Here is a 23,041-nt window from a genome sequence, read left to right on the forward strand (position 1 = left end):
GGAAAGGTTGTGGCGTTGACGGCCCTCTCCACGTTTCACCCCGAGGGGAGCATGGCGATCAGGACCGGGACAATGCCAAGGCAGATAAAAGCAGGCAGGGAGCAGAGACCCAGAGGAACTACAAGCTTCACGCCCAAGGCAGCTGCCCGCTTCTCCGCGGCCCGGAACTGCTCGCGCCGTTCCCTCGCCGCTTGTGCATAGAGGATAGAGGCAGACGGCGCACCAGTCAGCGCCGCGAAAGCCAACGCATCCTTGAGGCGGACCACTTCAGGGGCGTGCTTGGTGGGCGTCCGCCAGGCAGTCTCCCAGTCGGCACCGAGGGCCAGCGCGGCAACAACGGGCCGGAGAGAATGCCTGATGGGAGGAGACGCGCACTTGGCGATAAGTTCCAATGCCCGCCCGATTCCGGCTCCGGCGTCGAGCATGGAAGCCACCAATTCCAGCATCATTGCCGTATCGCGCAGTCCGTCTGCATCCTGTTCCGGTGGGGTTGATGCGGAGGACTCCTGCGCCGCTGCTGAGTCCCTTCCCCGGGACGGCAACTGAGTTCCCAACCGTGCGGGCGCCGCGAAGCTCAGGATTGCTGCGAGCACCATGACCGCGATCATCACTAACACCGGCGTCTGGTGCATCAGTAGGCTCCGATCGCGGATGCGACCAGCCGCGATGACCATACACGACCCGCCGCTGTGAGAAGCAGACCAACCGCGAAGGTGGCAACACCCAGGAAGTTGTTCAACAAGATCCCCACCGGATCCACGCCTAATGCCACCCCCAGCCCCAGTCCAAATACCGGGAGCCATGACAACAGGCGCACGGTAGCTTTGGGGCCTGCGAGCGCCGTCTGACGGGCAGCCTCGGAGTCCTCTTCGGCCTCCAACTGCGCTGCAAACCGGGTGAGGAGGTCAGCCAACGGACAGCCGCTGGTCTCCGCGATGTCCAGGCAGGCTGCCAACTCCATCCACACGCGGCGCTCAGAACTCCCGCGTTGCGGATACGCTTTTGCGGCTGTGCCCCGGATGGCTTCGGCCGGCGAATTTCCCACCGTGGACGCTGCCCGCGCTGCTGCTAGAACCTGCAGGGAGGGGTGGGAAAGCCCGGTGTTTCCCTTTGCTGCTGCCGAACCCGCGCCATTTTCCGCTAGCTGCCCTGCACCGTGGACTATCCATAGCTCCTCCCACAGCCTGAAAGCTCCCCGTCCGCCGCGCAGGAGGGCTGCGAGCTGCTGCACCAACACCACAAGTGACAAGGGCTCCGGACGCTTTCGCGGCCTTGGACCTCCGCGCTGCGTCATGGGACGGGCATTGGTGCGCAAGGTCCGGTCCGCTGGTTCCCCCAGCCTCGTCCGGAGACGCCTGATTCCATCCCTGTGGCCTGTGAACTGCAACCAAACCGCGAGAGCCGCAACCAGGATGAAGAGGCCCATCACCGGATATCACCGAGGTTATGCATCCCCACCGGACGTGACCCGGTTGATGTTGGAATGGCCGTCTTCCGGGACCTGCGCCGTGGCGGATCATCAGGTTCAGGCCGGTCGACTTCCTGTGCTGGTTGCTCGTCCATCTCCAGCGGTGCCAGCGAGAGCCGGGAGGCAAGTTCCGGCCATGCCGGCCCTGGTGTCATTCCTGCCGGGCTCCAGCTGAGGGCTGGCACAACTTTTTGCTGTTGCCGTGTGTCTGTGACTACTCCGATGGACGCGACCTTCCGTCCCGATGGTGTTCGGTCTACGTGGATCACGACGTCAAGGGCGCTGGAGACCTGCAACCGAACGGCTTCGGCGTTCAACCCCGCCAATGCGCCGAGGGCCACCAACCGTGCCGGCACGGCCTCTGCGGTGTTGGCGTGGATAGTGCCACCACCACCGGTGTGCCCAGTGTTGAGTGCGGTCAGCAATTCGCGGACTTCAGCGCCACGGCATTCCCCCACGATCAGCCTGTCCGGCCGCATGCGCAGTGCTTGGCGGACCAGTTCTCCGAGGTCCAGTGCACCTCCGCCCTCAAGGTTTCCGTGGCGGGATTCCAGCGTGACAACATGCGGGTGAACAGGGTTGAGCTCTGCGGCGTCCTCTATCAGTACTAAACGTTCCGCCGGATGGCTCAGCCCGAGCATTGTGGAGAGCAGGGTTGTCTTTCCTGAGCCGGTGGCACCGCTAATGAGGAAACTCAGTTTGTTGGCCATGACGGCACGAAGAACCGACTCAACGTGCTCCGAAAACATGCCGGATTCCCGCAACTCGGCGAGGGTAAACACTTCGTCCCGGCGGATTCGAATGGACAGCAACGTCCCTGCCGTTGATATGGGAGCGAGGACTGCGTGGACCCGGTATCCGCCGTTGAGCCGGACGTCCACGCAGGGGGAGCCATCGTCCAACCGTCTTCCCCCGGCTGAGATCAGGCGGGTGGCCAGCGATCTGACCTGTTGCTCGGTGTCGAAGTAAACAGATGTACGTTCCAGGCCGTTCCCGCGGTCAAACCAGACGGAGTCGGGGCCGTTGACGAAAATGTCAGTGACGCCAGGATCCTGTGCGAGCGGCTGAAGAGGACCCAGTCCGTTGAGTTCAGCATTGATGGACTCAGCCGCCTCCAACGCTCCGGCGGTACCCAGTAGTCTGCCGCTTGCCTGCACGGCTGCGGCGACAGTGGAAGGTGTCACGGGTCCGCTCCCGGCGAGCACCGATTCCCGCACCGTTTCAAGAAGAACCGAGTCCAGCCTGCGGCTCTGCCGGCGGCGGGTTCCGTCGGCAAAGGGGCTCACTGGGCGGCCCCGTTCAGTTCCAGGACGGAACCGGCTAAGCGCCTGATTGGTTTTCGGCGTCCGATCTCCAGCAATCGCCCCAGCTCAGTGCTGGCCGCTACACCACGCATCTCCGGTAGGACACCCAGCAGCGGCAAGCCAAGCGACTCGGCGATCAGTGGCGCATCCACTGAACTGGCGCCGCTTCCCCGGATCAAGAGTCCTGCATCTATGGGTGGGAGTTCGTTGAGGACGCGCGCGGCCGCCACTGCAGACTTAAGGTGGGCCGTGGTCAGCACCAGGATCCTGTCGCAGTCCCATGCAAGCGTTCCCAGCCCCTCAACGCTGCGTCCGATATCCACGAGGATGAGTTCGAAGCTCCGGCGTGCAGCGTCAACAACAGCAGCCACAGCGCCGACCGCCGGGATGTGGACCGGTTCCCTCGTCCCGGGCCAGGACAGGTATGCGAATCCGCCAGCCACGGGCAATGAATCCCGGAATTGGGAAGGATCAATGCTTCCCCGGGTTTCGGCGAAGTCCGGCCATCGGAGGCCGGGCACCTCATCCGCCGTCACTGCCAGCTCGAGGCCTCCACCCCAGCGGTCGCCATCGATGAGCACGGTGCTGATGCCATGCCCTGCCGCAGCCTGGGCAAGCCAGATTGCGGTAGTGGTAGCTCCCGCCCCACCACTACCGCCGATGATTCCGATGACCGTCCCCCCAGGGTCCGGTGAGCCGGACATACTGAGGTGTTCAGCCAGCCAGCCGGCGGCCTCGGGAAGGACAGCGACCCGCTCAGCTCCAAGCGACGCGGCCAAACTCCATAGCCCATCACCTTCAGAGGCTTTGCCGAGCAACACAGTGGGAGCCCTTCGCCTGGGCGGCAACTCTTGAATATCGCTGCCTACCAATACGACGTCGGCATTGTCCCAGCCGTGGACGGCTTCGGCCACGTCCGCGGCTAAACGGAGACTCCCCCCTGCAGCCGCGACTATCCGTTTGGCCTCTTCCTGAAGGTAGGAGTCAGCGGAAACGAGCAGAATGCCGACGGCTTCGCGTGGCAGCCAAGATCCGTCCGGGTCCCCTTCAACTGCTTTCTTGTGGGGGTGCCCGTAATTGTCAGTGGTCTGCTGGATGTGTGCGGGTTGCCTCTGCCGACGATCTCGCTTGCTCATGGCGTCCACACTGGTTGAATCGGCAAACCAACATAAGGTTCGAATTCCCGTATGTGCACAACATAGTGCGGCCGGAAGTTGTGGAGGAGCAGTCCTCCCAGCAACAGCACACCTCCGCACAGGGCAGAATGGACACCATGTATTTGCTGCTCGCCGCCCACCAGCAAGGCGCAGCCATACAAAGGATCTCCCCCACCGGCAAGGCCACTGCAGACGCACGCGTCCTCACCCGGGGTGAGTTGCCCGGCGTCGTGCGTGAATTCGAAACCCAGCGGCCCCGCTGGGTGTGGCACCGCGCCCAGGACTGGTATTCGGAGCTGCTAACCCATGGCATAGAGCTGGAGCGTTGCCACGACCTCGCGCTCTGCGGAGCCATCCTTGCCCACTCCGAATTCACGGCGCACACGGATTATGCCCGGCATGCGGTCAAACTCACGCAGGACGACGACTCCGCACCACCCCGCGCTCTTCAGCCCCCACCGCCTCCCGCAGACCAGGGCGCTCTCTTCGAGGACCTGGTCCAGTCCAACCCCAAAGTGGGGTTGGCTGAACTCAGGGAGGAATTCGCGGCCCAACAGCACGCAATCTCACAAGTCTCAGAGGCCCACCAACAGAAACAGCGCCTCCAGTTACTGCTCGCCGCTGAGTCCGCTTGCGCGATGATCGCCCTGGAGATGCAGCACGCCGGCGTCCCCTGGCGAGAAGAGTTGCATCAGCAAATCCTTGCCGATGTCCTGGGGCCCCGGCCGCCTCTAGGGCACCGTCCGCCGGCTCTTGAGGCTCTTTGCGCCGAGCTGAGGAGCATCCTCAACTCCCCCGGCCTGAATCCGGACTCCCCTCAGGACCTGATGCGCGCCCTGCACCGGAACGGGATCGAGGTCAAAAGTACCCGGCAGTGGGAGCTTCAGGAATCCAAGCATCCGGCCATTCAGCCGCTGCTCGCCTACAAGAAGCTTTCCCGGCTGCACACCGCCAATGGCTGGTCCTGGCTGGACGCCTGGGTGCGCGACGGACGGTTCCGTCCCGAGTACGTGGTGGGCGGAGTCGTGTCCGGCCGCTGGGCTTCCCGCGGTGGCGGCGCGCTTCAGATCCCTCGTAACATCCGGGCAGCGGTCCACGCGGACCCCGGCCACAAACTCATCGTCGCCGATGCCTCCCAACTGGAGCCGCGGGTCCTTGTGGCACTGGCCCAAGACACGAAAATGGCAGAAGCAGCACGGGACAAGGACCTCTACGCAGGCATCGCAGCCCAAGGCTTTGGGGGTGACCGGGCCAAGGCGAAAATTGCCCTGCTGGGAGCTATTTACGGCGCCACCACAGGCGAGTCGGGGCGGCTTATGCCGCAGCTCACGCGGACCTATCCACGCGCTGTCGGCTTCGTGGAGCAAGCAGCACGTGAGGGCGAAGCAGGCCGAACCGTGACCACCCGGCTGGGCAGAAGCAGCCCGCCACCATCGATCGGCTGGCTGCGGAGCCAGCAATCCACCACGGCCGAGGAACAGCGCCGGGCCGACAATCTTGCCCGATCACGGGGCCGTTTCACCCGCAACTTCGTGGTGCAGGGCTCGGCTGCTGAGTGGGCGGCCTGCTGGTTGGCAGAATTACGACGACGGCTGCGAACCTTACGCGCCGAAGGCTCACCCAGCGGTGAACTCGTCTTTTTTCTCCACGATGAGGTGATGATTCACGCTCCAGTGAACGCCGTGGACGCCTGTATCCGCGCCATCGAAGAAGCGGCAGCATCGGCGAAGGAACTTATGTTCGGACGGATCCCTGTGGAGTTTCCAGTGAGCCTGGCCGTCGTCGATTCCTACGACAAAGCGAAGTAGCGGACCATAGCCTGATGCAGCGGCACTATCCAGTCACATCCCGCTATATGAGCCGGGATGACCCGCCCATGACAGGTACCGCAAAGTAGCTTTGGTTCCGCCCGGGTTCTGGATAGTTTCATGATGTGGATACTTTTGCTGGTCCACCGCAGAATCAAAACAGCATCACAAGGGGGAAGCATTCGATGGCTGGCAGGTTTGAAATTCTCAAGGACAATGCCCAGGGCTACCGGTTCCGCCTTACAGCGGCCGACGGTACGGTGGTTGCCGAGTCACCCACGTTCCCGCACCTCGAGGGTGTTGTGGCCGGCATCAACGCCGTACGGGAAAACGCCGCCACCGGTCTGATCGTGGACCGGTCCACGACGGCCCGCGAGGCAGCGTAAGCCTCGACGGACCACCTAAAGGTCTATGTCCCGCAATTTGTCTTTATCCCAGGGAACTGTCCAGCCCAGTTCGTCGAAGAGGCCACTGAGGACCATCCCCGTGAAGCCCCACACGAGCACACCATTGACGGTGAAACCTGGGCTGGTATAGGTGCGGCCGAACCTCGAGATGGTGGCAGTGACACGGTTGACCGGGTCCAAAAGGTCGCGCACCGGTACCCTGAAGACCTGAGCGGATTCGGCGTAGTCCACCACGCGAACCGGTGACGGCGCATCCCACCATGCCAGCACAGGTGTCACACGGAAGTTGCTCCGGATGAGCCCAAGCTCCGGGATGACTCCAAGAACCCGGACACCACTGGCATCCAAGCCGGTTTCTTCCACTGCTTCACGAAGGGCTGCGGCGACGATCGACTCATCTTCCTCGTCCACGCTGCCGCCCGGGAACGCCACCTGACCCGGATGGTCGTCCAGGGTATGTGCCCGTTCCAGCAGCAGAACATCGAGGTCCGCCGGCGCTATTGGCCGCCCCGACTCGGCAGGGATGTTGTCCAGTACACCGAAAAGCATCAGGACTGCCGCGGCGCGGTTTGTTTCCGGGGTGACGGGAAGCTGCTCCCACAATGCCGAGTGCTGCTGTTGGCCCTCATCGAAGCGAGCAACCAGCGCGGACAGTTCCTCAAGCGCGGTCACCCGGGCCTCCTTTGCGATTCCATGCGGATCTCCGCTGCCCTGTGCGTCTCGGCCAGGAGCTTCTCGAGCAAAGCTTCGCTGCCCGGCGCTAGCTCGTACTTCAACAATTTGGCTGCCTTGACGGGATCAGTTTCGCCCTCGCCGTAGCTCGGGCAGAGGCTTGCCACCGGGCAGGCACCACAGGCCGGCTTCCTGGAATGGCAGACTCTGCGTCCGTGGAACACCACTCTGTGCGAGAGCATGGTCCAGTCCCGGGGTTCAAACAGTTCGGCGACGTCGAACTCGATCTTCACAGGATCGTCCGAGGCCGTCCACCCGAATCGGCGGGCAAGCCGGCCGAAGTGAGTGTCCACCGTGATCCCGGGGACACCAAAGGCATTGCCCAGGACCACGTTGGCGGTTTTGCGCCCGACGCCCGGGAGCGTCACCAGATCTTCGAGACGTCCCGGGACCACGCCGTCGTACTCATCTACGAGCCGCGTACTGAGCGCCAAAACGTTCCGTGCTTTGGCACGGAAGAAGCCCGTCGGCTGGAGTATTGTCTCCAGCTCGAGGGGATCCGCCTCAGCCATGGCGCGGGCATCCGGGTAGCGGGCAAACAGGATCTTGGTGACCTGGTTGACCGCCACATCGGTGGTTTGGGCGGAAAGGACCGTGGCCACCACCAGTTCAAAAGGGTTCCTAAAATCCAACTCCGCATGCGCGTAGGGATACTTCTCCGCGAGAACCCTATTGATCTTCCGTGCCCGGCGTTTGAGCGCGAGCAGCGAACCAGCTTCGGCGATGGCCACGGCGTCCCTGCTTAGCCGCGTTCGATGTTGCTGAGCTCCCGAAGAACCCCAACCTTGCCGTCGGTGTCCTGTACCAGGAACTCATGGCCGCGGTCTTCCAGGGCCAGAACCCATCCACCGGGTTCGATGGTGAAGGCCGGGGTCCCCGAGTGTTCTTCGTACGCAATCCTGGGTTGTGCAACAGCGAACCAGAAAGCCTCATACTGCGGCGAATCGGACTCTTCCGGTCGGCTGGCCGGGTCCACGGTAGCGCCGATCGAGTCGCTCACCCTGCGCGTATCACCGGAAACGATGGGCGTTGCCATGGTGGCAGCCCACGGCTGCTGGGCCGCTGGTTGGGCCGCCTGCTGAGCGGCGTGCTGGGTTGTAGCGGGCTGGGCCGTGTGCTGGGTAGTGGCGGGCTGAGCCGCTGAACCCGTGGCAGGAACGTGGGCATCCTTAGCGCCAGGCTCGCCAACGGGCTCGGCCTTCTCAGGCGAAGACGTAGCGGGCGAAGCGGCAGCAGCGGGTTCAGTGGCAGCGGTGCTGCCAGTAGCGGGCCCACTTCCTGTGGGTCCACTGCTTGCATAGCCGCTACCGTCCGCAGGTTTTGCGTCAGCTGCGTGCACGACGGCGGAAGCTTCAGTTGCCGGCGACGGCGATGTTCCGTAGCTGGCCGGCGGAGCGAAGGGGCTTGCGCCCGTTGCGGCGCCGGTCGCGGCACCTGCACCGGGAGCACCCGTGGAGGCTGCTGCAGCCGCTGTACCGGAAACGTGCGGAGCGGGAGCCTGGTAACCGGGTGCCGATCCCTGGTATCCGGGGGTTGAACTCCGGAATCCGCCGCTTGAACCTGTGGCGTCTGCGGGCTTGGGTGTGGTGGGCGCCTTCGGTGCTTTGGGAGCAGCCGGCTTGCGGCTGGGCACTGCTGCTTCGCGGGCAACCACGTGCGCCGGCGTTTCAGCACGGCCCTTGAAGTCGGCGGAAAGCCACGGAAGATGCGGGGCCAGAACCGTCGCTGCCAGCAGACCCACGGAGCCGACCAGGCCCAGCAGTACGCTGCCGTTGAACGAGTTGGCAATGGTCAGGAAGAACAAGGGGAACGCAAACGAGGCAACCACGGACGCGAACTGGTCAACGGACAGCGAACCTATGCGGAGGATAGTACCCGGCTGCAGCCTGCGGGCTACGAAGAGAGCCACCACAACCAGCGGCAGCAGGATTCCCAGCAGCAGGAAGAACAAGTTACCCAGGTTCCACAGGTTGTAGCGCTCCCCGAACATGGGCAGAAGCGAGGCAACGAACATCAGGAGCGTGGAGCCGAAAACAGTAAGATCCCGGATGGTGAACGGCCCAGCGACGGCGTCATACTTGGCAGCGTCGTTTTTAGGAGCATCGTTCTTGGCAGCAGTGTCCTTCTTGAAAGGAGTTCCGGACGTACCCGTCGCCGGATTCCCAACAGCGGTGCCGTCAGCAGCGTTTCCACCCGCAGCGGTGACCGTTCCAGCCGCGGTGTCCGGTCCCGTCGGGTGTGAGTCGTGCGGGCCTGGGCTCAGCTGGTTCATTTATATCTCCTTCGTACGGCGGCGTCTTGGACAGTCCGGCCCGGCGACCTCCGCGGGACTCCGCAGTGAACCGGACACGCCAGAAGTGCGTCCCAAGACTTCTTCAGCCTATGCCACCCCCCTGACAGGGTTCTAGCTGAAAACGGCCATACGGCTTCGCCCACAGCAAACTCCAAGGTTCCTTACAGAATGTGGCCGACAGCAAGCCCGCCAGCAACGGCAGCCCGGTGCCGCCGTCGTGCGTCATGTAAACGGTTCCCCACCGCCACAGCCGCCATTCGTCGCTAAATCCGCGCCGTTCACGGCCGCATTTGTGACGACGCCCACGTTCGACTTCTTGAAGCGATAGTGTTGATGCCGGACAGCACTTTGCGGACCCTTGGGGGAAGCGCTCGACGCCGACGACGGCCCGGGCGGGGACCTCACGTCAGGATCCGCGCAGCAAAGATCGATGAATGATGAGGTTCACCATGTCCCAGGACACCACCGGATCCACGGCCACCGCTGCAGCTTCAACAGCTCACAACGGATCGGCCCCGCACGTCGAGGCGCTTGAAAACCTCCTCCACGAGAACCGCAAGTTCGCGCCTTCTGCAGAGTTCGCCGCGAACGCGGTCGCAAGCGCCGACGCCTATGCTGAGGCAGAAGCGGACCGTCCCGCGTTCTGGGCCAAGCAGGCCCGTGAACTGTTGACCTGGGACAAGGACTTCACCGAAGCCCTTGACTGGTCCAACCCGCCATTCGCCAAGTGGTTCGTGGGCGGCGAGATCAACGCCGCTTACAACGCACTGGACCGGCACGTGGAAAACGGCCTGGGCGACCGCGTGGCCATCTACTTCGAAGGCGAACCCGGGGACACCCGCAGCTACACCTACGCGGAGCTGACCGAAGAGGTCAAGAAGGCCGCCAACGCGTTCGAGTCCCTGGGCGTGGCCAAGGGCGACCGTGTGGCCGTGTACCTGCCCATGATCCCTGAAGCCGTGATCACGCTCCTTGCCTGCGCCAGGATCGGGGCCGTGCACTCGGTAGTGTTCGGTGGATTCTCCGCGGACGCGCTGCGTTCCCGGATCGAGGACGCCGAAGCCAAGCTCGTTGTTACCGCGGACGGCACCTACCGCCGCGGCAAGCCGAGTGCCCTGAAGCCAGCGGTGGACGAAGCCCTCTCCAAAGAAGGCCACACCGTACAAAACGTTGTGGTGGTCAAGCGCAACGGCGAGGACGTCAACTGGGTGGAAGGCCGCGACCTCTGGTGGTCCGACACCGTTGATAAGGCAGATACCGAGCACACCGCCGTGGGGCATGACTCCGAGCACCCGCTGTTCATCCTTTACACCTCCGGCACCACCGGAAAGCCCAAGGGCATCCTGCACACCACCGGCGGCTACCTCACCCAAGGCGCCTACACGCACAAGGCGGTCTTCGACCTCCACCCGGAAACGGACGTGTACTGGTGCACCGCCGACGTCGGATGGGTCACCGGCCACTCGTACGTCACTTACGCGCCGCTCATCAACGGCGCCACCCAGGTCATGTACGAAGGCACCCCGGACTCCCCGCACCAGGGCCGCTGGTGGGAAATCGTGGAAAAGTACAAGGTCTCCATCCTCTACACCGCCCCCACCGCGATCCGGACGTTCATGAAGTGGGGCCGTGACATCCCGGACAAGTACGATCTCTCCTCCATCCGCGTCCTCGGTTCGGTGGGCGAATCCATCAACCCCGAAGCGTGGATGTGGTACCGGGACGTCATAGGCGCCAACGCCGGCAAGAACGGCGAGAAGAAGGACAACCCGGCACCGATCGTGGATACCTGGTGGCAGACCGAAACCGGTGCGCAGATGATCGCCCCGCTGCCCGGCGTGACCGCCACCAAGCCCGGCTCGGCGCAGGTTCCGCTGCCCGGCATCGCCGTGGACGTGGTGGACGAAAACGGTCAGTCCGTGGCCAACGGCGAAGGCGGCTACCTGGTGGTCCGCGAACCGTGGCCCTCCATGCTGCGCGGCATTTGGGGCGACCCGGAACGGTTCAAGGACACCTACTGGTCCCGCTTCGAGGCCATGTACTTCGCCGGCGACGGCGCCAAGAAGGACGAAGACGGCGACGTCTGGCTCCTCGGCCGGGTGGACGACGTCATGAACGTCTCCGGCCACCGCCTCTCCACCACCGAAATCGAATCGGCTCTCGTCAGCCACCCGTCCGTCGCCGAAGCAGCTGTGGTCGGCGCCGCTGACGAGACCACCGGGCAGGCCGTCGTCGCGTTCGTCATCCTCCGCGGTGACGCCGCGAACAACGGCGACGAAACCGTCCTGGAACTCCGCAACCACGTGGGCAAGGAAATCGGCCCGATCGCCAAGCCCAAGCAGCTGCTGATCGTCCCGGAACTGCCCAAGACGCGCTCCGGCAAGATCGTCCGCCGCCTCCTCAAAGACATCGCTGAAGGCCGCGACACCGGCGACGCCACCACACTGGCTGACCCCGGCATCATGACCCAGATTGCGGACTCCCTCCGCAAGTAGGTAATTCACGACGGCGCCGCTCACCTCCCCAGGCGAACGGCGCCGTCGTCGTTATGACAGTGGTGCGGTGCCTTACCGGCCCGTAGCGGCCCCGCACCCTACACTGGAGCCAGACTCAGCCCCATGTTTGACGAGGTTCCCCAGAAAGGCCCTGATGCTTCAGGCAGCACGCCACTCCGCCATCATCGACGCCGTCCAGCGCGAACGCGTAGTGCGGGTCTCGGACCTCGCCCAGTTGCTGGGGGTCTCACCCATGACCGTACGCCGCGACATCGAAGCGCTCGAGGAAGCCGGCCGCGTCGAGCGAATTCACGGCGGAGCCAAGCTTCCAGGCGATGCCAGCACCCACGAGCCCGGCTTCGAACTCAAGTCCACACAGCTGCCCGCGGAGAAACACGCCATCGCGGTGGAAGCCGCGAGCCTGGTCCAGGAAGGCATGGCGATCGGCCTTGGCGCCGGCACCACCACCTGGGCCTTGGCGAAGGAACTCGTCAACGGGCCCCGCATCACCGTGGTCACTAACTCGGTGAGGATCGCCGATCTTTTCCACCACGGCTCGTCGTCCGGCCCGGCACGCTTCGGGTCCACAGTGATCCTGATCGGCGGCGAGCGGACACCGTCGGACGCCCTGGTAGGCCCCATTGCCACGTCATCGCTGAAGCAACTCCACTTGGACGTCCTGTTCCTGGGTGTCCACGGCATGGATGCCCACGCCGGCTTTACCACTCCGAACCTGCTGGAAGCCGAGACCAACCGAGCGTTCATGACATCCGCCCGGAGCACAGTCATTCTGGCCGACCACAGCAAGTGGGGCGTGGTGGGCATCGCCTCGATCGCCCGGCTGGAAGAAGCGGACGAGCTGATCACGGACTCGCTCCTTGGTGAAGACGCCCGGCGCGTGCTGGCCGAAAACGTGGCCAAGCTGCGGATCGCCGAGGCCTGAACCACGTAGTTAACACTTAGGTCTCATACCGCAGGTGGAGGCCGCCCCGCAGACTTCAGCCGCGGGACTGATGCCGCGGAGTAACGCCCGCAGGGATGCTGGATATATGAACGCCATCCTCCACGCCCAGCAGCTCACCAAGCACTACCCCGGCAGCATCGCCCTGGACCACGTCAACTTCACAGCCAACGCCGGCCAGTCCATTGCGATCATCGGCCCCTCAGGTTCCGGCAAGACCACCCTTTTGCACTGCCTCGCCGGGATATTGAGGCCCGACGCCGGTGCCATCACCTTGAATACTCCGTCCTCGCCTCTGCGGCTGGACACCTTGGGAGATGCTGCGCTGTCCCGGCTGCGGCGCGAGGAGTTCGGCTTCGTCTTCCAGCAAGGCATGCTGCTACCGGAGCTCACCGCCGTGGAAAACGTGGCCCTGGCTCTCATGCTCAACGGCACGGACCGTGCTACTTCGGAGGCCCGGGCCGCTGAGTGGTTAGCGGCCCTCGGCTTGGCCGGGATGGAACAACGCCGCTTGGGCGAACTCTCCGGCGGGCAGGTCCAGCGCGTGGCCATCGCCCGCGCCCAGGTCACCGGGGCCCGGGTTGTCTTCGCTGACGAGCCCACCGGCGCTTTGGATTCGGCCACCTCCAGCGAAGTCCTGGACGTTCTCCTGCACTCTGTGGCTGCGAACGGCCGGACACTTCTGGTGGTCACGCACGATCCCAACGTTGCTGCCCGGTGCGAGCGCGTTGTGGAATTGCGCGACGGCCGGATCGTGGCAGACAGCGGAACAGTTCCGGCTTCCGCTTCCGGCCCGGCCGCGCCAGCCACCACCAACTTCAAGGGTGCCTTCAATGTCTAGTCTCTCCATGGCCCTGCGCCTCACCCCCTACCTGGCACGAAGCAACGGAAGCAGCTTCCGGGAAGCCGGTCTTCGCGACGCCGGGCTCCCCATCCTCGCTTTCGGGACGGTTACGGCCCTGCTGCTCACCGTTGCCGGTGGTTCACAGGTTTTCTGGTCCTGGTCCGACGACATCGCGGGCACCTACCAGGCCTTGGCCGTGGCCGCCATGGTGCTGCTGATCATCCCTTTGCTGACGCTCGGCGCCTCGGCCGCCCGACTCGCCGCCCGCCGTCGTGATGACCGTTTGGCATCCTTGCGGTTGCTGGGCGCCAACAGCGCCACGGTGGTCTGGATGACCGTCATTGAGTCAACCGTCCTCGCGGCCGTGGGAGCTGTGGCTGGTGCGGGGCTATACGCCTGCGCAGCGCCGTTCCTGGGTTTGATCCAGTTCCGGGGACAAGCAATAGGAAGCCATGCATGGTTGTCAGTGCCGTCCATCCTCGGCTGCGTGCTGGCCGTCTGTGTCCTTGCAGCGGCCAGTGCCGCGTTGGGGCTGCGGAAAGTTGTGGTGACGCCGTTGGGCGTCCGGACCCGGCAAACGGCCGACGGCGCGCACTGGGTTCGCGGACTCATCGCAGCTGTGGTGGTGGTCATCGGAGTGGTGGCTATGGGGATGCTCAGCAGCTTCGGCGCGTTCATTGTGATCATCGCGGTGATGGGCGGTTGCTTCGGCCTGGCTTTGCTGGCGTTGAACCTCATGGGACCGTGGATCCTGCGGCTGCGGGCGTCCTCGCAACTCAAACACGCCAAGAAGCCTGAGCAACTGCTGGCCGCGCGGACCGTGCTGGAGAGCCCTAAAGAATCGTGGCGGCAAGTTGGGGGCGTCGCGATGACCAGTTTTGTGGGCGTGTTCGTGGGCGTCGGCATGGCGGTGGCGGACACCATGGGAACCGGGGGCGACGCTGAAACTACGCTCCTTGTCCGGGACATCAACACCGGAGTGATGATCACCCTGCTGGGCTCGTTCCTGATGGTCGCCTGCTCTGCGGGTGTAAACCAAGCAGCTGCAGTGCTGGACAGGGCTTCCACCCTGGTGGCACTGGACCGTGTTGGAATGCCGCAGAAACTCATGGTGGCGGCGAGGGTCAAAGCCGTCATGTCGCCGCTGTTTCTGGTTGCCGGCATATCCGCGGCTGCCGCGGCTGCTCTGGTCCTGCCGCTCACGGGTGCCGTGCTGCTGACCCAGCCCGTGGTGTTCCTGACCATCGGTGGGGTGTTCGCCGCCGGCTTCCTGCTGGTTCGGCTCGCTGTCGCTGCCGGCACGGCCCAGATCAGCCAGGTGCTGGCCCGGCCGGAGCGGTACGCGAGCATGGATTCGTAACCCGGCCCACCGCCGTCGTCATCCCCGGGTTATTTGCAGCCGCAGGACTGCCGGATGATCAGCTCGGTGGAGAGGATCTGGTGTTTCAGCTCATCGCCACGGCCCTTGCCCACCAGCGCCTGCACAGCGGCTTCGGCCATCGCCTTGACGGGCTGCGCAACGGTGGTCAGCGCAGGCCAGCTGTATTCGGAGTCCAGGGATCCGTCGAAGGATACCAACGCCAGGTCCTCGGGCACCCTGACGCCTGCCTCATGAAGCGCCCTGAGGATACCGATGGCTTGCATGTCATTGCTGGCAAAGATCGCCGTTGGACGGTTGGCCATGGAGAGGAAACGCTTGCCTACCTCGTACCCGCCCGGACGGGTGAAGGGACCGTGAAGCATGGGTCCGTCCGGCAGTCCGGCGTCACGCAAAGTGGCCAGCCAGCCTACCTCGCGCCCGTCCAGCTGGTTCCCGGTATTGGTGCCGATCGCCAAGCCAATGTTCGTATGGCCGTGGCCTATCAGATGTTCAACGGCAGCACGGGCACCGGCTTCCAGATCCACACCCACACTGTTGATTCCCGGCGGTGAGCCTGCGTTATTCAACAAAACGGAGGGGATTTCGGAGGCCTCCAGTTCCGTGACATCGGGATCGAACACGCAGCTGGCCAGGAATACCCCGTCCACCTGCCGGGCAGCCAAGGTGCGGATGTTCTTGCGTTCGCGGGTAAGGCTTCCATCCGAGTTGGTGAGCACCATGCCGAAGCCAAGTTCCGCGGCCGCATCTTCCACAGCGTGGGCCAGCTGGGTGAAGAACGGGTTGGTGTTGTCCGGAACCACCACGCCAATGGTCTCGCTGGATCCCAACTTCAGGGCACGGGCGGCAGCGTTGGGTCGGTATCCAAGGACGCGGATGGCCTCGCGAACCTTGGCTTCCGTACCCGGGGCCACGTTCTTGGGCCCTCCGTTCACCACATAACTCACGACGGCGGTACTCACCCCGGCGTACCGGGCCACGTCTTTGCGTGTAACCGGGCCGCGCGAGGTTTGTACCGCCGAAGTTGTCATGAGGTAAATGCTAGCTACTCCACGGGAGCATCACCGAAGTCGCGGATGGGAAGGCGCTCCCCGCCACGGAGCGCGGACTCGTGGGCAATGATTCCCGGCAACGTGAACCGGGCCGCGACCCAGGCATTAACGGGAGGAAGGCTGCGGTTGTTTACGGCCGTGACGAAGTCGTCCACCAGGAATTGGTGGCTTCCTTCGTGCCCGTTGGGGGCTCCGAGGAATTCCTGCGGAAGCCTGGACTGGTCATGGACCGGAGCCAGCCCGGAGATAAAGGCATCGCGCAGCTCCGGCGCCACGTCCGCCAGGGACGGGTCATCCAGGGACATGGTGGGCTTGGTTTCCACTTGCTCGGACACGTCTTCCACGGTGGACTTGTCCTGCCACACGGTGGTGGTGGCAAGTTGCTCAAAGCTGGCGTCGGTGCCGAAGAAACGGAAGCGGGACTCCCGGATGTGGGAGGGGTACCCCACCCGGCGCATCTCGTTGGTGCGCATCGCGCCGCCGTCGTTCATTTCAAACAGCGCCGTGGCGTTGGAGAAGTCGTTGGCGAACATGCTGACGTCCTTATCAAAAACGCCATCCCCGCGCTGGTCCTTCACGCCGATGCAGCTGACGCTGACCGCATGGCCGGGGACGGCGCCGAGGACCCCACCTATTGCGTGGGTGGGGTAGAGCATGGGCGGGTAGCTGGCGGTTTCCTTCCACCGCTCTCCGCCGCTGTACTGATACGCCTCGTAGAAACCGAGGTCCATGTCGTGGACGTAGTCACCCTCGGTGTAGAAGATGCGGCCAAACTTACCTGCTGCATGTTGTTGCCGGGCGAAGACCGTGGCGGGGTTGTAGTAGCTGGTCTCACCCATGGCGTAGACCAGTTTGGTCTCTCGAACGGCCTCAATGATCCGTTCAATTTCCTCTTCGGATATGGCCATCGGCACCGCTGAGTAGACGTGCTTTCCAGCACGCAGGGCCCGCTCTACCAGTGGTCCGTGAGTCCAGCGCTGCGTGAAGATGGCGACAGCATCGACGTCGGAGTCCAGCAACTCTTCAAAGCTGCCCATTACGCCGTCCAGTCCCCAGCGTTCCTGCGCTGCAACTGCCCGCTCAGGGAGTTCATCTATTGCATAAACCGCGCTGACGCCCGGGTGGAGCTTGAACAGGTGGGCGAACTGGCTGCCGAACTGCCCGGCACCCACAACCCCGATCGAAAACGTCATTGTTTACCTTCCCTGGGACTGCCAAAGCAGCCTCCGCTGTGTCCCTGTGTGACTGTCCTGTCGAGTTTTGCATCGGAATCTACTCGAGTCAACAGAAAGAACATCTTTGAACATTTTTCACCAAAATTTTGCCTCCGCTCTTGCTATCACCAAATCTACTCGTGTAGATTCTCATCCAGTTGTTATGCACATCACAGTCACGAAAGGGTCGACGATGACCACGCTCACCAAGCAACCGGATCCGGAGCTCTCCTCCGTCGGGGCGCCGCGGAAGTCACGCAAGCGGGGGAAACCAGCCGACGGGTTCCGCGGAGTAGGGGACCTCAAGGTTGCACTCTTCTTCATCGCTCCAGCGATGCTCGGACTGATCCTCTTCTACCTCGTCCCCACCATCCGGGGCATCTACCTCAGCTTCACTGAATACAGCATCCTGGGCGACCCGGAATGGATCGGCACGCGGAACTACGAACGCATAGCCAAGGATCCGCTGTTCTGGAACGCTTTGGGCGTCACCTCGGAATACGTGGTGATCAACATTGTTCTCCAGACGGCATTGGCGTTGGGCCTCGCAATCCTGATGCACCGCGTCGCAAAGTCCACCCTCGTCCGCGGTGCGCTCCTGATGCCCTATCTGATGGCAAATGTCATTGCGGCTCTCCTGTGGTTCTGGATGCTTGACTACCAGATCGGCATCATCAACCAGATCATCGAATGGACCGGGCTGCCCCGGGTAGCCTTCTTCGGCAGCGAGCAATGGGCCATCCCCACCCAGGCTCTCATCAACACGTGGCGGCACATGGGCTACACAGCTCTCCTGATCTTCGCCGGACTCCAGGCAATCCCGAACAGTGTCTATGAGGCCGCCAGCATCGACGGCTCCAAGGCCATGAGCACTTTCTGGCGGATCACCCTGCCACTGCTCCGGCCAGTCCTGGTACTGGTCCTGGTAGTAACCGTGATCGGTTCTTTCCAGGTCTTTGACACTGTTGCCGTCACGACGGCCGGCGGTCCTGTCAACGCCACCCGCGTGCTGCAGTTCTACATCTATCAACGCGCCTTCAATGAACAGGACTTCGGCTATGGCTCCGCCCTGGCTGTGATCCTCTTCCTCATCCTCGCCATCGTCGCTTTCATCCAGATGAAGTTCCTCCGCGGCAACCAGTCGGACCTGGACTAAGGACTCGCCATGACCACCCTTGCCTCACCCAAGAACGGCAGCCGGCGTCGCCCGCTCAGCCGCCCCTTCAACTGGCGCCGCGCCATCGCCCTGACCCTCCTCGCCCTGGCCGTCGCCGTGAGCATCCTGCCCTTCTACTGGGTACTGCGCACGGCCCTGTCTTCCAACGGCTCCCTCGCAGCGAACTCCGCCAACCTGCTGCCCGCCGACTTTAATCTTGGCGCGTTCAAGCGGGTGTTCGGCCTCCAAAGTGCCGCCGACGCTATCGCAGAAGGCGGCTCGGGTGCTTCGATCAATTTCTGGCAGTACCTTTGGAACTCGCTGCTCTTTTCCGGCATCACTACAGCCTGCGCCGTGTTCTTCAGCTCAATGGCCGCCTATGCCTTCTCCCGGCTCCGGTGGAAAGGCCGCGACGCAGTCTTCTCGCTGTTCCTTGCCACCATGCTCGTCCCGCCGATCTTCACTGCCCTCCCCAACTTCCTGCTCATCAAGAACCTGGGCCTGCTGAATTCCATGCTCGGACTCGTTTTGCCCTACTTGTTCATGACCCCGTTCGCGATCTTCTTCATGCGCCAGTTCTTCCTGAACATGTCCAGGGAAGTTGAAGAAGCTGCAATGCTGGACGGCGCCAAGCACTGGCGGATCTTCTTCCAGATCATCATGCCCAACGCCGCTGCCCCAGTTGCCACCCTGGCGCTTCTGACCTTCATGGGTCAGTGGAACGAATACTTCTGGCCGCTGCTCGTAGGCACGTCCGAGGAATCCAGGGTGCTCACCGTGGGACTGGGAGTCTTCAAATCCCAGTCCCCGCAAGGCGCACCGGACTGGTCCGGGCTCATGGCCGCAACGCTCGTGTCTGCTACGCCGGTGCTGATCCTCTTCGCCATCTTCGGCAAACGGATTGTCAACTCCATCGGCTTCAACGGCACCAAATAGCTCTTTCTCTTTCCACCCGCAGAAACCGGCCTGTGCCGGCTCGCACCCTCCCGTCCCGAAAGGACCAACCATGATGAAAAAGAAGGCAGTCGGCGCCGTCGCCGTCGCAGCAGCCGCCGTCCTCGCACTCTCCGCCTGCGCCGGCGGAAGCTCCGGAGGAGACGCCGCCAAGGGCGAGATCAGTTATTGGCTCTGGGACGCCAACCAGCTCCCTGCCTACCAGCAGTGCGCCACGGACTTCACCAAGGCCAATCCGGACATCACCGTCAAAATCACCCAAACCGGTTGGGATGACTACTGGTCCAAGATCACCAACGGCATGGCCTCCGGCACTGCACCTGACGTCTTCACGGACCACCTCTCCAAGTACCCGGAGTTCCTCAAGACCAAGCAACTGGTGGCCCTTGACGACAGCATCGCCCAGGACAAGATAGACCTTTCCCAGTACAACGAAGGCCTCGCAGACCTCTGGGTTGGCCAAGATGGCAAGCGCTACGGCCTGCCCAAAGACTGGGACACCGTGGCTTTGTTCTTCAACCAGAAGATGGCCACCGACGCCGGCATCACCCCTGAAGAGATGGGCTCCCTGATTTGGAACCCGAAGGACGGCGGAACGTACGAGAAAGCAATCGCCCGACTCACTGTGGACAAGAACGGCAAACGCGGCGACGAGGCAGGCTTCGACAAGAACAATGTTGCCGTTTACGGCTTAGGGCTGCCCGGCTCCGATGCCGAGAACGCCGGCCAGACGCAGTGGAGCTACCTCTCCGCTACCACTGGCTGGACCACCACTGACAAGAACCCGTGGGGCACCCATTTCAACTACGACGACAAGAGGCTCCAGGACACCATCGACTGGTGGGCCTCACTCGCCGAAAAGGGCTACATGCCCAAACTTGAAACCACCGTTGGCGCCAACGCCGCCGACAGCTTCGGAGCAGGCAAAGCAGCCATCAACAGCAACGGTTCGTGGATGATCGGCCAGTACACCGGCTACAAGGGAATCGACCTCGGCATCGCCCCCACACCGCAGGGCCCCGAAGGCAAGCGTGCCTCCATGTTCAACGGCCTGGCCGATTCCGTGTGGGCTGGTACTAAGAAGAAGGACGCCGCCATCAAGTGGGTGGAATACCTCGGCTCCACCGCCTGCCAGGACGTTGTGGCCTCCAAGGCCGTGGTCTTCCCGGCCATCAGCACCTCCTCCGAGAAGGCTGCAGAGGCCTTCAAGGCCAAGAACGTGGATGTCAGCGCCTTCACCCAGCATGTGGCGGACAAGACCACCTTCATGCTTCCCATCACGGACAATGCCTCCAAGGTTGCGGGAATCATGAAGCCTGCTGTGGACGCGGTAATCGCCGGCAAGGCCCCGGCGAGTTCGCTGACAGCCGCGAACGAACAGGTCAACGCGCTCTTCAAGTAGAACGCCTCTCATCACTCATAGACTCAACTCGAGTAGATCCTCCCCTTGCGGGGCCCGCTCTGCGGGTTATAAACCACCCGAATCCCGCAGAGCGGGCCCCGCAACACACGTACCTGCCCCGCCTCGGGGCGCATCGACACTGAAAGCGACCCACCCTTATGCAACCGCTCCACCTCCGTTCCGCAGGTACCAGCTTGGTCATCAGCACCCATCGCGGAGAGGCTGAGATCATCCACTGGGGAGCCGATCTGGGCGACACACTGCCTGACCTTGCCATCCTCAACGAGCCCATTCCGCCGTCGTCCATCGACGCTAACGTCCCGGCGGGGCTCCTCCCCCAAGCATCGTCATCGTGGCAGGGCAGGCCAGGACTTCGCGGGCACCGCTTCACGGACGGCGTGCCGGGCTTTGATTTCTCAGTACGCCTGCGGGTTGTGAGTGCGACGGTGAATGGCGGCACAGCGGTGATTGTCCAAGCGGACCCCGACGCCGGCATCACCGTCACGTCCACCCTCACCTTGCACCCGGGCGGGCTTCTCGAACTGAAGCACACGGTCAGCAACCACGGCACGTCGCCTTTCCAAGTAGACGAACTGGCGACGATGCTCCCGGTGGCGCCAGACGCCGTCGAACTTCTGGACCTGACCGGCCGCTGGTGCCGCGAGCGGCATCCGCAGCGCAGGACCATTCAGCAGGGAACCTGGGTCCGCACGGGCCGTCACGGCCGCACCGGGCATGACTCGTCACTGCTGCTCGCCGCTGGAACTGCCGGTTTTGGGAACAGGCACGGCAAGGTGTGGGCGACACATCTGGCCTGGAGCGGGAACCACGAGCAGTTTGCGGACAGCATTGCCGATGGCCGCACCATGGTGGGCGGCTCCGAGCTGTTGGGACCTGCCGAAGTGGTGCTGCAATCCGGGGAAAGCTACACCACGCCGGCACTGTTTGCCGCATACTCTGACCGCGGTTTGGACGGGATTTCGGAGGCCTTCTACGCCTGGTTCCGTTCGCGGCCACACCATGTGGGGGCAGTTTCCGGTAAGGCCCGCCCAGTAGTCCTCAACACCTGGGAAGCGGTGTACTTCGACCACAACCTGGACACCCTGATCGAGCTGGCTGAGTCGGCCGCCGACCTTGGGGTTGAGCGCTTCGTGCTCGACGACGGCTGGTTCCGCGGGCGCCGTGACGACCACGCCGGGTTGGGCGACTGGTACGTGGACGAAACCGTATGGCCTGGCGGTCTGACGCCTTTGATTGATGCCGTGACCAGCCGGGGCATGGAGTTCGGGCTCTGGGTGGAGCCGGAGATGGTGAACCTGGACTCCGACATCGCCCGGGCACATCCGGAGTGGATCGTGGGGCCCTCAGCCACGTCCTACAAGGACGGTGGCAGGCTGCCTCTTGAGTGGCGGCAGCAGCACGTGATCGACCTCGTGAATCCGGACGCGTGGCAATACATCTACGAGCGCATGGACACTCTTCTGCGCGAGAATAACATCAGCTACCTCAAGTGGGACCAAAACCGGGACCTCCTGGAACATGGCCACGCGGGCCGGGCTTCGGTACACGAACAGACCTTGGCGGCGTACCGGCTGTTCGATGCGCTCCGAGCGGCACACCCCGGGGTAGAGATCGAAAGCTGCTCCTCCGGCGGCGCCCGCGTGGATCTTGGAATCCTGGAGCGGACCGACCGCATCTGGGCCTCGGACTGCAACGACGCCTTGGAACGGCAAACCATCCAACGCTGGACCGGCATGGTGGTTCCGCCGGAGCTGGTGGGCGGGCACATTGGGCCCACAACATCGCACACTACCGGGCGGACGCACGACCTCTCATTCCGTGCCATCACCGCCCTGTTCGGTCACTTCGGCATGGAGTGGGATGTCCGCTCCGTCACCGGGGCGGAGCGTCAGGAACTCAAGCGCTTCATCGGCCTCTACAAGGAGCACCGCGGACTCATCCACAGTGGACGGATGGTGCGCGCCGATGTGCCGGACGAGTCGCTGATGGTGCACGGCGTGGTCGCTAACGAGTCCGACGGCGGCACCCCGGTGGGTGCCACGGCGGCGCTCTTCGCTGTGGTGAAGACGCGGACGGGCTTTACGGAAAAGCCCGGTTGTGTGGCTATTCCGGGGTTGGATCCTTCGCGTGCATACCGTGTGGAAGCCATCTTCCCCTCCCCAGGTGACGCCGACCACGGGCACACGTTCATTGAGGCCAAGCCGGCACCCTGGCTGGCGTCCGGGGCCGAAGCAACGGGTCGGTTCCTGGCCGAGGTAGGCCTTCCGATGCCCGTCCTGAACCCGGAGCACGCCATCCTACTACGGTTCACGGCCCTCTGACCCTCTCTCACATCCCCCGGGCTAGAACCGAACCCTCTCTCACATCCACAGGGCTAAAACCGAACCCTCTCTCA

Annotated in this window: 19 protein-coding genes; 10 read left to right on the plus strand and 9 right to left on the minus strand. The window is 63.5% G+C overall.

The window, feature by feature from the left end:
• Positions 1-35 precede the first annotated feature (35 nt).
• The 4 genes from MOD31_RS05305 to ssd all read right to left on the minus strand — a co-directional run bounded on the left by MOD31_RS05305 (position 36) and on the right by ssd (position 3,908).
• Positions 36-632 (minus strand): type II secretion system F family protein, encoded by a 597-nt coding sequence (locus MOD31_RS05305; protein ID WP_142938042.1) that lies wholly within the window; start codon positions 630-632, stop codon positions 36-38.
• Complete coding sequence (locus MOD31_RS05310; protein WP_223940857.1) at positions 632-1,294, minus strand: type II secretion system F family protein; 663 nt, start codon at positions 1,292-1,294, stop codon at positions 632-634. Before MOD31_RS05310 ends, MOD31_RS05305 begins: the two co-directional genes overlap by 1 nt.
• Positions 1,295-1,425: 131 nt before the next feature.
• Entirely contained in the window at positions 1,426-2,754 is a 1,329-nt protein-coding gene (locus MOD31_RS05315) for a TadA family conjugal transfer-associated ATPase (protein WP_250820051.1), read from the minus strand.
• The gene (gene ssd / locus MOD31_RS05320; RefSeq protein ID WP_243753250.1) at positions 2,751-3,908 is read right to left on the minus strand and encodes a septum site-determining protein Ssd; all 1,158 of its coding nucleotides are present in this window, start codon (positions 3,906-3,908) and stop codon (positions 2,751-2,753) included. Before ssd ends, MOD31_RS05315 begins: the two co-directional genes overlap by 4 nt.
• A 137-nt stretch (positions 3,909-4,045) precedes the next feature.
• On the opposite strand from ssd, the gene MOD31_RS05325 reads away from it, so the two are divergent.
• Together MOD31_RS05325 and MOD31_RS05330 are read left to right on the plus strand one after the other, a co-directional pair.
• Complete coding sequence (locus MOD31_RS05325; protein ID WP_250820068.1) at positions 4,046-5,737, plus strand: bifunctional 3'-5' exonuclease/DNA polymerase; 1,692 nt, start codon at positions 4,046-4,048, stop codon at positions 5,735-5,737.
• 185 nt (positions 5,738-5,922) lie between these two features.
• A complete protein-coding gene (locus MOD31_RS05330; RefSeq protein ID WP_250820052.1) occupies positions 5,923-6,123 on the plus strand; it encodes a DUF1508 domain-containing protein in 201 nt (66 codons plus the stop codon).
• Positions 6,124-6,138: 15 nt separating this feature from the next.
• Here the strand turns inward: MOD31_RS05330 and MOD31_RS05335 are convergent, their stop codons facing one another.
• The 3 genes from MOD31_RS05335 to MOD31_RS05345 are packed head-to-tail and all read right to left on the minus strand — an operon-like array spanning position 6,139 to position 9,148.
• Positions 6,139-6,816: a CoA pyrophosphatase gene (locus MOD31_RS05335; protein ID WP_142938038.1), complete on the minus strand. Its 678-nt coding sequence runs from the start codon at positions 6,814-6,816 to the stop codon at positions 6,139-6,141.
• Positions 6,813-7,607 carry an endonuclease III gene (gene nth, locus MOD31_RS05340; protein ID WP_142938037.1) on the minus strand — a complete coding sequence of 265 codons (795 nt, stop codon included), beginning with the start codon at positions 7,605-7,607 and terminating at the stop codon, positions 6,813-6,815. Before nth ends, MOD31_RS05335 begins: the two co-directional genes overlap by 4 nt.
• Positions 7,608-7,618: 11 nt before the next feature.
• The gene (locus tag MOD31_RS05345; RefSeq protein ID WP_250820053.1) at positions 7,619-9,148 is read right to left on the minus strand and encodes a hypothetical protein; all 1,530 of its coding nucleotides are present in this window, start codon (positions 9,146-9,148) and stop codon (positions 7,619-7,621) included.
• 470 nt (positions 9,149-9,618) lie between these two features.
• Between MOD31_RS05345 and acs the strand changes: the two genes are divergently transcribed.
• From acs to MOD31_RS05365, 4 genes are all read left to right on the plus strand, one after another.
• Positions 9,619-11,664 carry an acetate--CoA ligase gene (gene acs, locus MOD31_RS05350; RefSeq protein WP_166841861.1) on the plus strand — a complete coding sequence of 682 codons (2,046 nt, stop codon included), beginning with the start codon at positions 9,619-9,621 and terminating at the stop codon, positions 11,662-11,664.
• 154 nt (positions 11,665-11,818) lie between these two features.
• Positions 11,819-12,607 (plus strand): DeoR/GlpR family DNA-binding transcription regulator, encoded by a 789-nt coding sequence (locus MOD31_RS05355; RefSeq protein WP_142938035.1) that lies wholly within the window; start codon positions 11,819-11,821, stop codon positions 12,605-12,607.
• Positions 12,608-12,713: 106 nt separating this feature from the next.
• Positions 12,714-13,466: an ABC transporter ATP-binding protein gene (locus tag MOD31_RS05360; protein WP_250820054.1), complete on the plus strand. Its 753-nt coding sequence runs from the start codon at positions 12,714-12,716 to the stop codon at positions 13,464-13,466.
• Complete coding sequence (locus MOD31_RS05365) at positions 13,459-14,829, plus strand: FtsX-like permease family protein (protein WP_250820055.1); 1,371 nt, start codon at positions 13,459-13,461, stop codon at positions 14,827-14,829. The genes MOD31_RS05360 and MOD31_RS05365 overlap by 8 nt, the downstream gene beginning before the upstream one ends.
• 29 nt (positions 14,830-14,858) lie before the next feature.
• Here MOD31_RS05365 and MOD31_RS05370 read toward each other — a convergent pair whose 3' ends face one another.
• Positions 14,859-15,878 carry a LacI family DNA-binding transcriptional regulator gene (locus MOD31_RS05370; RefSeq protein ID WP_142938033.1) on the minus strand — a complete coding sequence of 340 codons (1,020 nt, stop codon included), beginning with the start codon at positions 15,876-15,878 and terminating at the stop codon, positions 14,859-14,861.
• A 14-nt stretch (positions 15,879-15,892) separates the two neighbouring features.
• Entirely contained in the window at positions 15,893-17,092 is a 1,200-nt protein-coding gene (locus MOD31_RS05375; protein ID WP_166841844.1) for a Gfo/Idh/MocA family protein, read from the minus strand.
• Positions 17,093-17,306: 214 nt separating this feature from the next.
• Here MOD31_RS05375 and MOD31_RS05380 point away from each other — a divergent pair, with 214 nt between their 5' ends.
• The 4 genes from MOD31_RS05380 to MOD31_RS05395 all read left to right on the plus strand — a co-directional run bounded on the left by MOD31_RS05380 (position 17,307) and on the right by MOD31_RS05395 (position 22,967).
• Positions 17,307-18,269 carry a carbohydrate ABC transporter permease gene (locus tag MOD31_RS05380; RefSeq protein ID WP_374206974.1) on the plus strand — a complete coding sequence of 321 codons (963 nt, stop codon included), beginning with the start codon at positions 17,307-17,309 and terminating at the stop codon, positions 18,267-18,269.
• Positions 18,270-18,278: 9 nt separating this feature from the next.
• A complete protein-coding gene (locus tag MOD31_RS05385) occupies positions 18,279-19,205 on the plus strand; it encodes a carbohydrate ABC transporter permease (protein WP_250820056.1) in 927 nt (308 codons plus the stop codon).
• Positions 19,206-19,275: 70 nt separating this feature from the next.
• Positions 19,276-20,625, plus strand: coding sequence for a sugar ABC transporter substrate-binding protein (locus MOD31_RS05390; RefSeq protein ID WP_250820057.1), 1,350 nt, complete (start codon positions 19,276-19,278; stop codon positions 20,623-20,625).
• A gap of 158 nt (positions 20,626-20,783) precedes the next feature.
• On the plus strand, positions 20,784-22,967 hold the full coding sequence (locus tag MOD31_RS05395; protein WP_250820058.1) for an alpha-galactosidase: 2,184 nt from the start codon (positions 20,784-20,786) through the stop codon (positions 22,965-22,967).
• The last annotated feature ends 74 nt before the right edge of the window (positions 22,968-23,041 follow it).

Source organism: Paenarthrobacter sp. TYUT067, from assembly GCF_023656375.1.
Classification (GTDB): domain Bacteria; phylum Actinomycetota; class Actinomycetes; order Actinomycetales; family Micrococcaceae; genus Arthrobacter.

Coding starts and splice junctions, on each gene's coding strand:
- MOD31_RS05305 (WP_142938042.1), bottom strand. CDS start 632: ATGCACCAGACGCCGGTGTTAGTGATGATCGCGGTCATGGTGCTCGCA.
- MOD31_RS05365 (WP_250820055.1), top strand. CDS start 13,459: ATGTCTAGTCTCTCCATGGCCCTGCGCCTCACCCCCTACCTGGCACGA.
- acs (WP_166841861.1), top strand. CDS start 9,619: ATGTCCCAGGACACCACCGGATCCACGGCCACCGCTGCAGCTTCAACA.
- MOD31_RS05360 (WP_250820054.1), top strand. CDS start 12,714: ATGAACGCCATCCTCCACGCCCAGCAGCTCACCAAGCACTACCCCGGC.
- MOD31_RS05355 (WP_142938035.1), top strand. CDS start 11,819: ATGCTTCAGGCAGCACGCCACTCCGCCATCATCGACGCCGTCCAGCGC.
- ssd (WP_243753250.1), bottom strand. CDS start 3,908: ATGAGCAAGCGAGATCGTCGGCAGAGGCAACCCGCACACATCCAGCAG.
- MOD31_RS05325 (WP_250820068.1), top strand. CDS start 4,046: ATGTATTTGCTGCTCGCCGCCCACCAGCAAGGCGCAGCCATACAAAGG.
- MOD31_RS05310 (WP_223940857.1), bottom strand. CDS start 1,294: ATGACGCAGCGCGGAGGTCCAAGGCCGCGAAAGCGTCCGGAGCCCTTG.
- MOD31_RS05375 (WP_166841844.1), bottom strand. CDS start 17,092: ATGACGTTTTCGATCGGGGTTGTGGGTGCCGGGCAGTTCGGCAGCCAG.
- MOD31_RS05385 (WP_250820056.1), top strand. CDS start 18,279: ATGACCACCCTTGCCTCACCCAAGAACGGCAGCCGGCGTCGCCCGCTC.
- MOD31_RS05370 (WP_142938033.1), bottom strand. CDS start 15,878: ATGACAACTTCGGCGGTACAAACCTCGCGCGGCCCGGTTACACGCAAA.
- MOD31_RS05395 (WP_250820058.1), top strand. CDS start 20,784: ATGCAACCGCTCCACCTCCGTTCCGCAGGTACCAGCTTGGTCATCAGC.
- MOD31_RS05330 (WP_250820052.1), top strand. CDS start 5,923: ATGGCTGGCAGGTTTGAAATTCTCAAGGACAATGCCCAGGGCTACCGG.
- MOD31_RS05380 (WP_374206974.1), top strand. CDS start 17,307: ATGACCACGCTCACCAAGCAACCGGATCCGGAGCTCTCCTCCGTCGGG.
- MOD31_RS05345 (WP_250820053.1), bottom strand. CDS start 9,148: ATGAACCAGCTGAGCCCAGGCCCGCACGACTCACACCCGACGGGACCG.
- MOD31_RS05390 (WP_250820057.1), top strand. CDS start 19,276: ATGATGAAAAAGAAGGCAGTCGGCGCCGTCGCCGTCGCAGCAGCCGCC.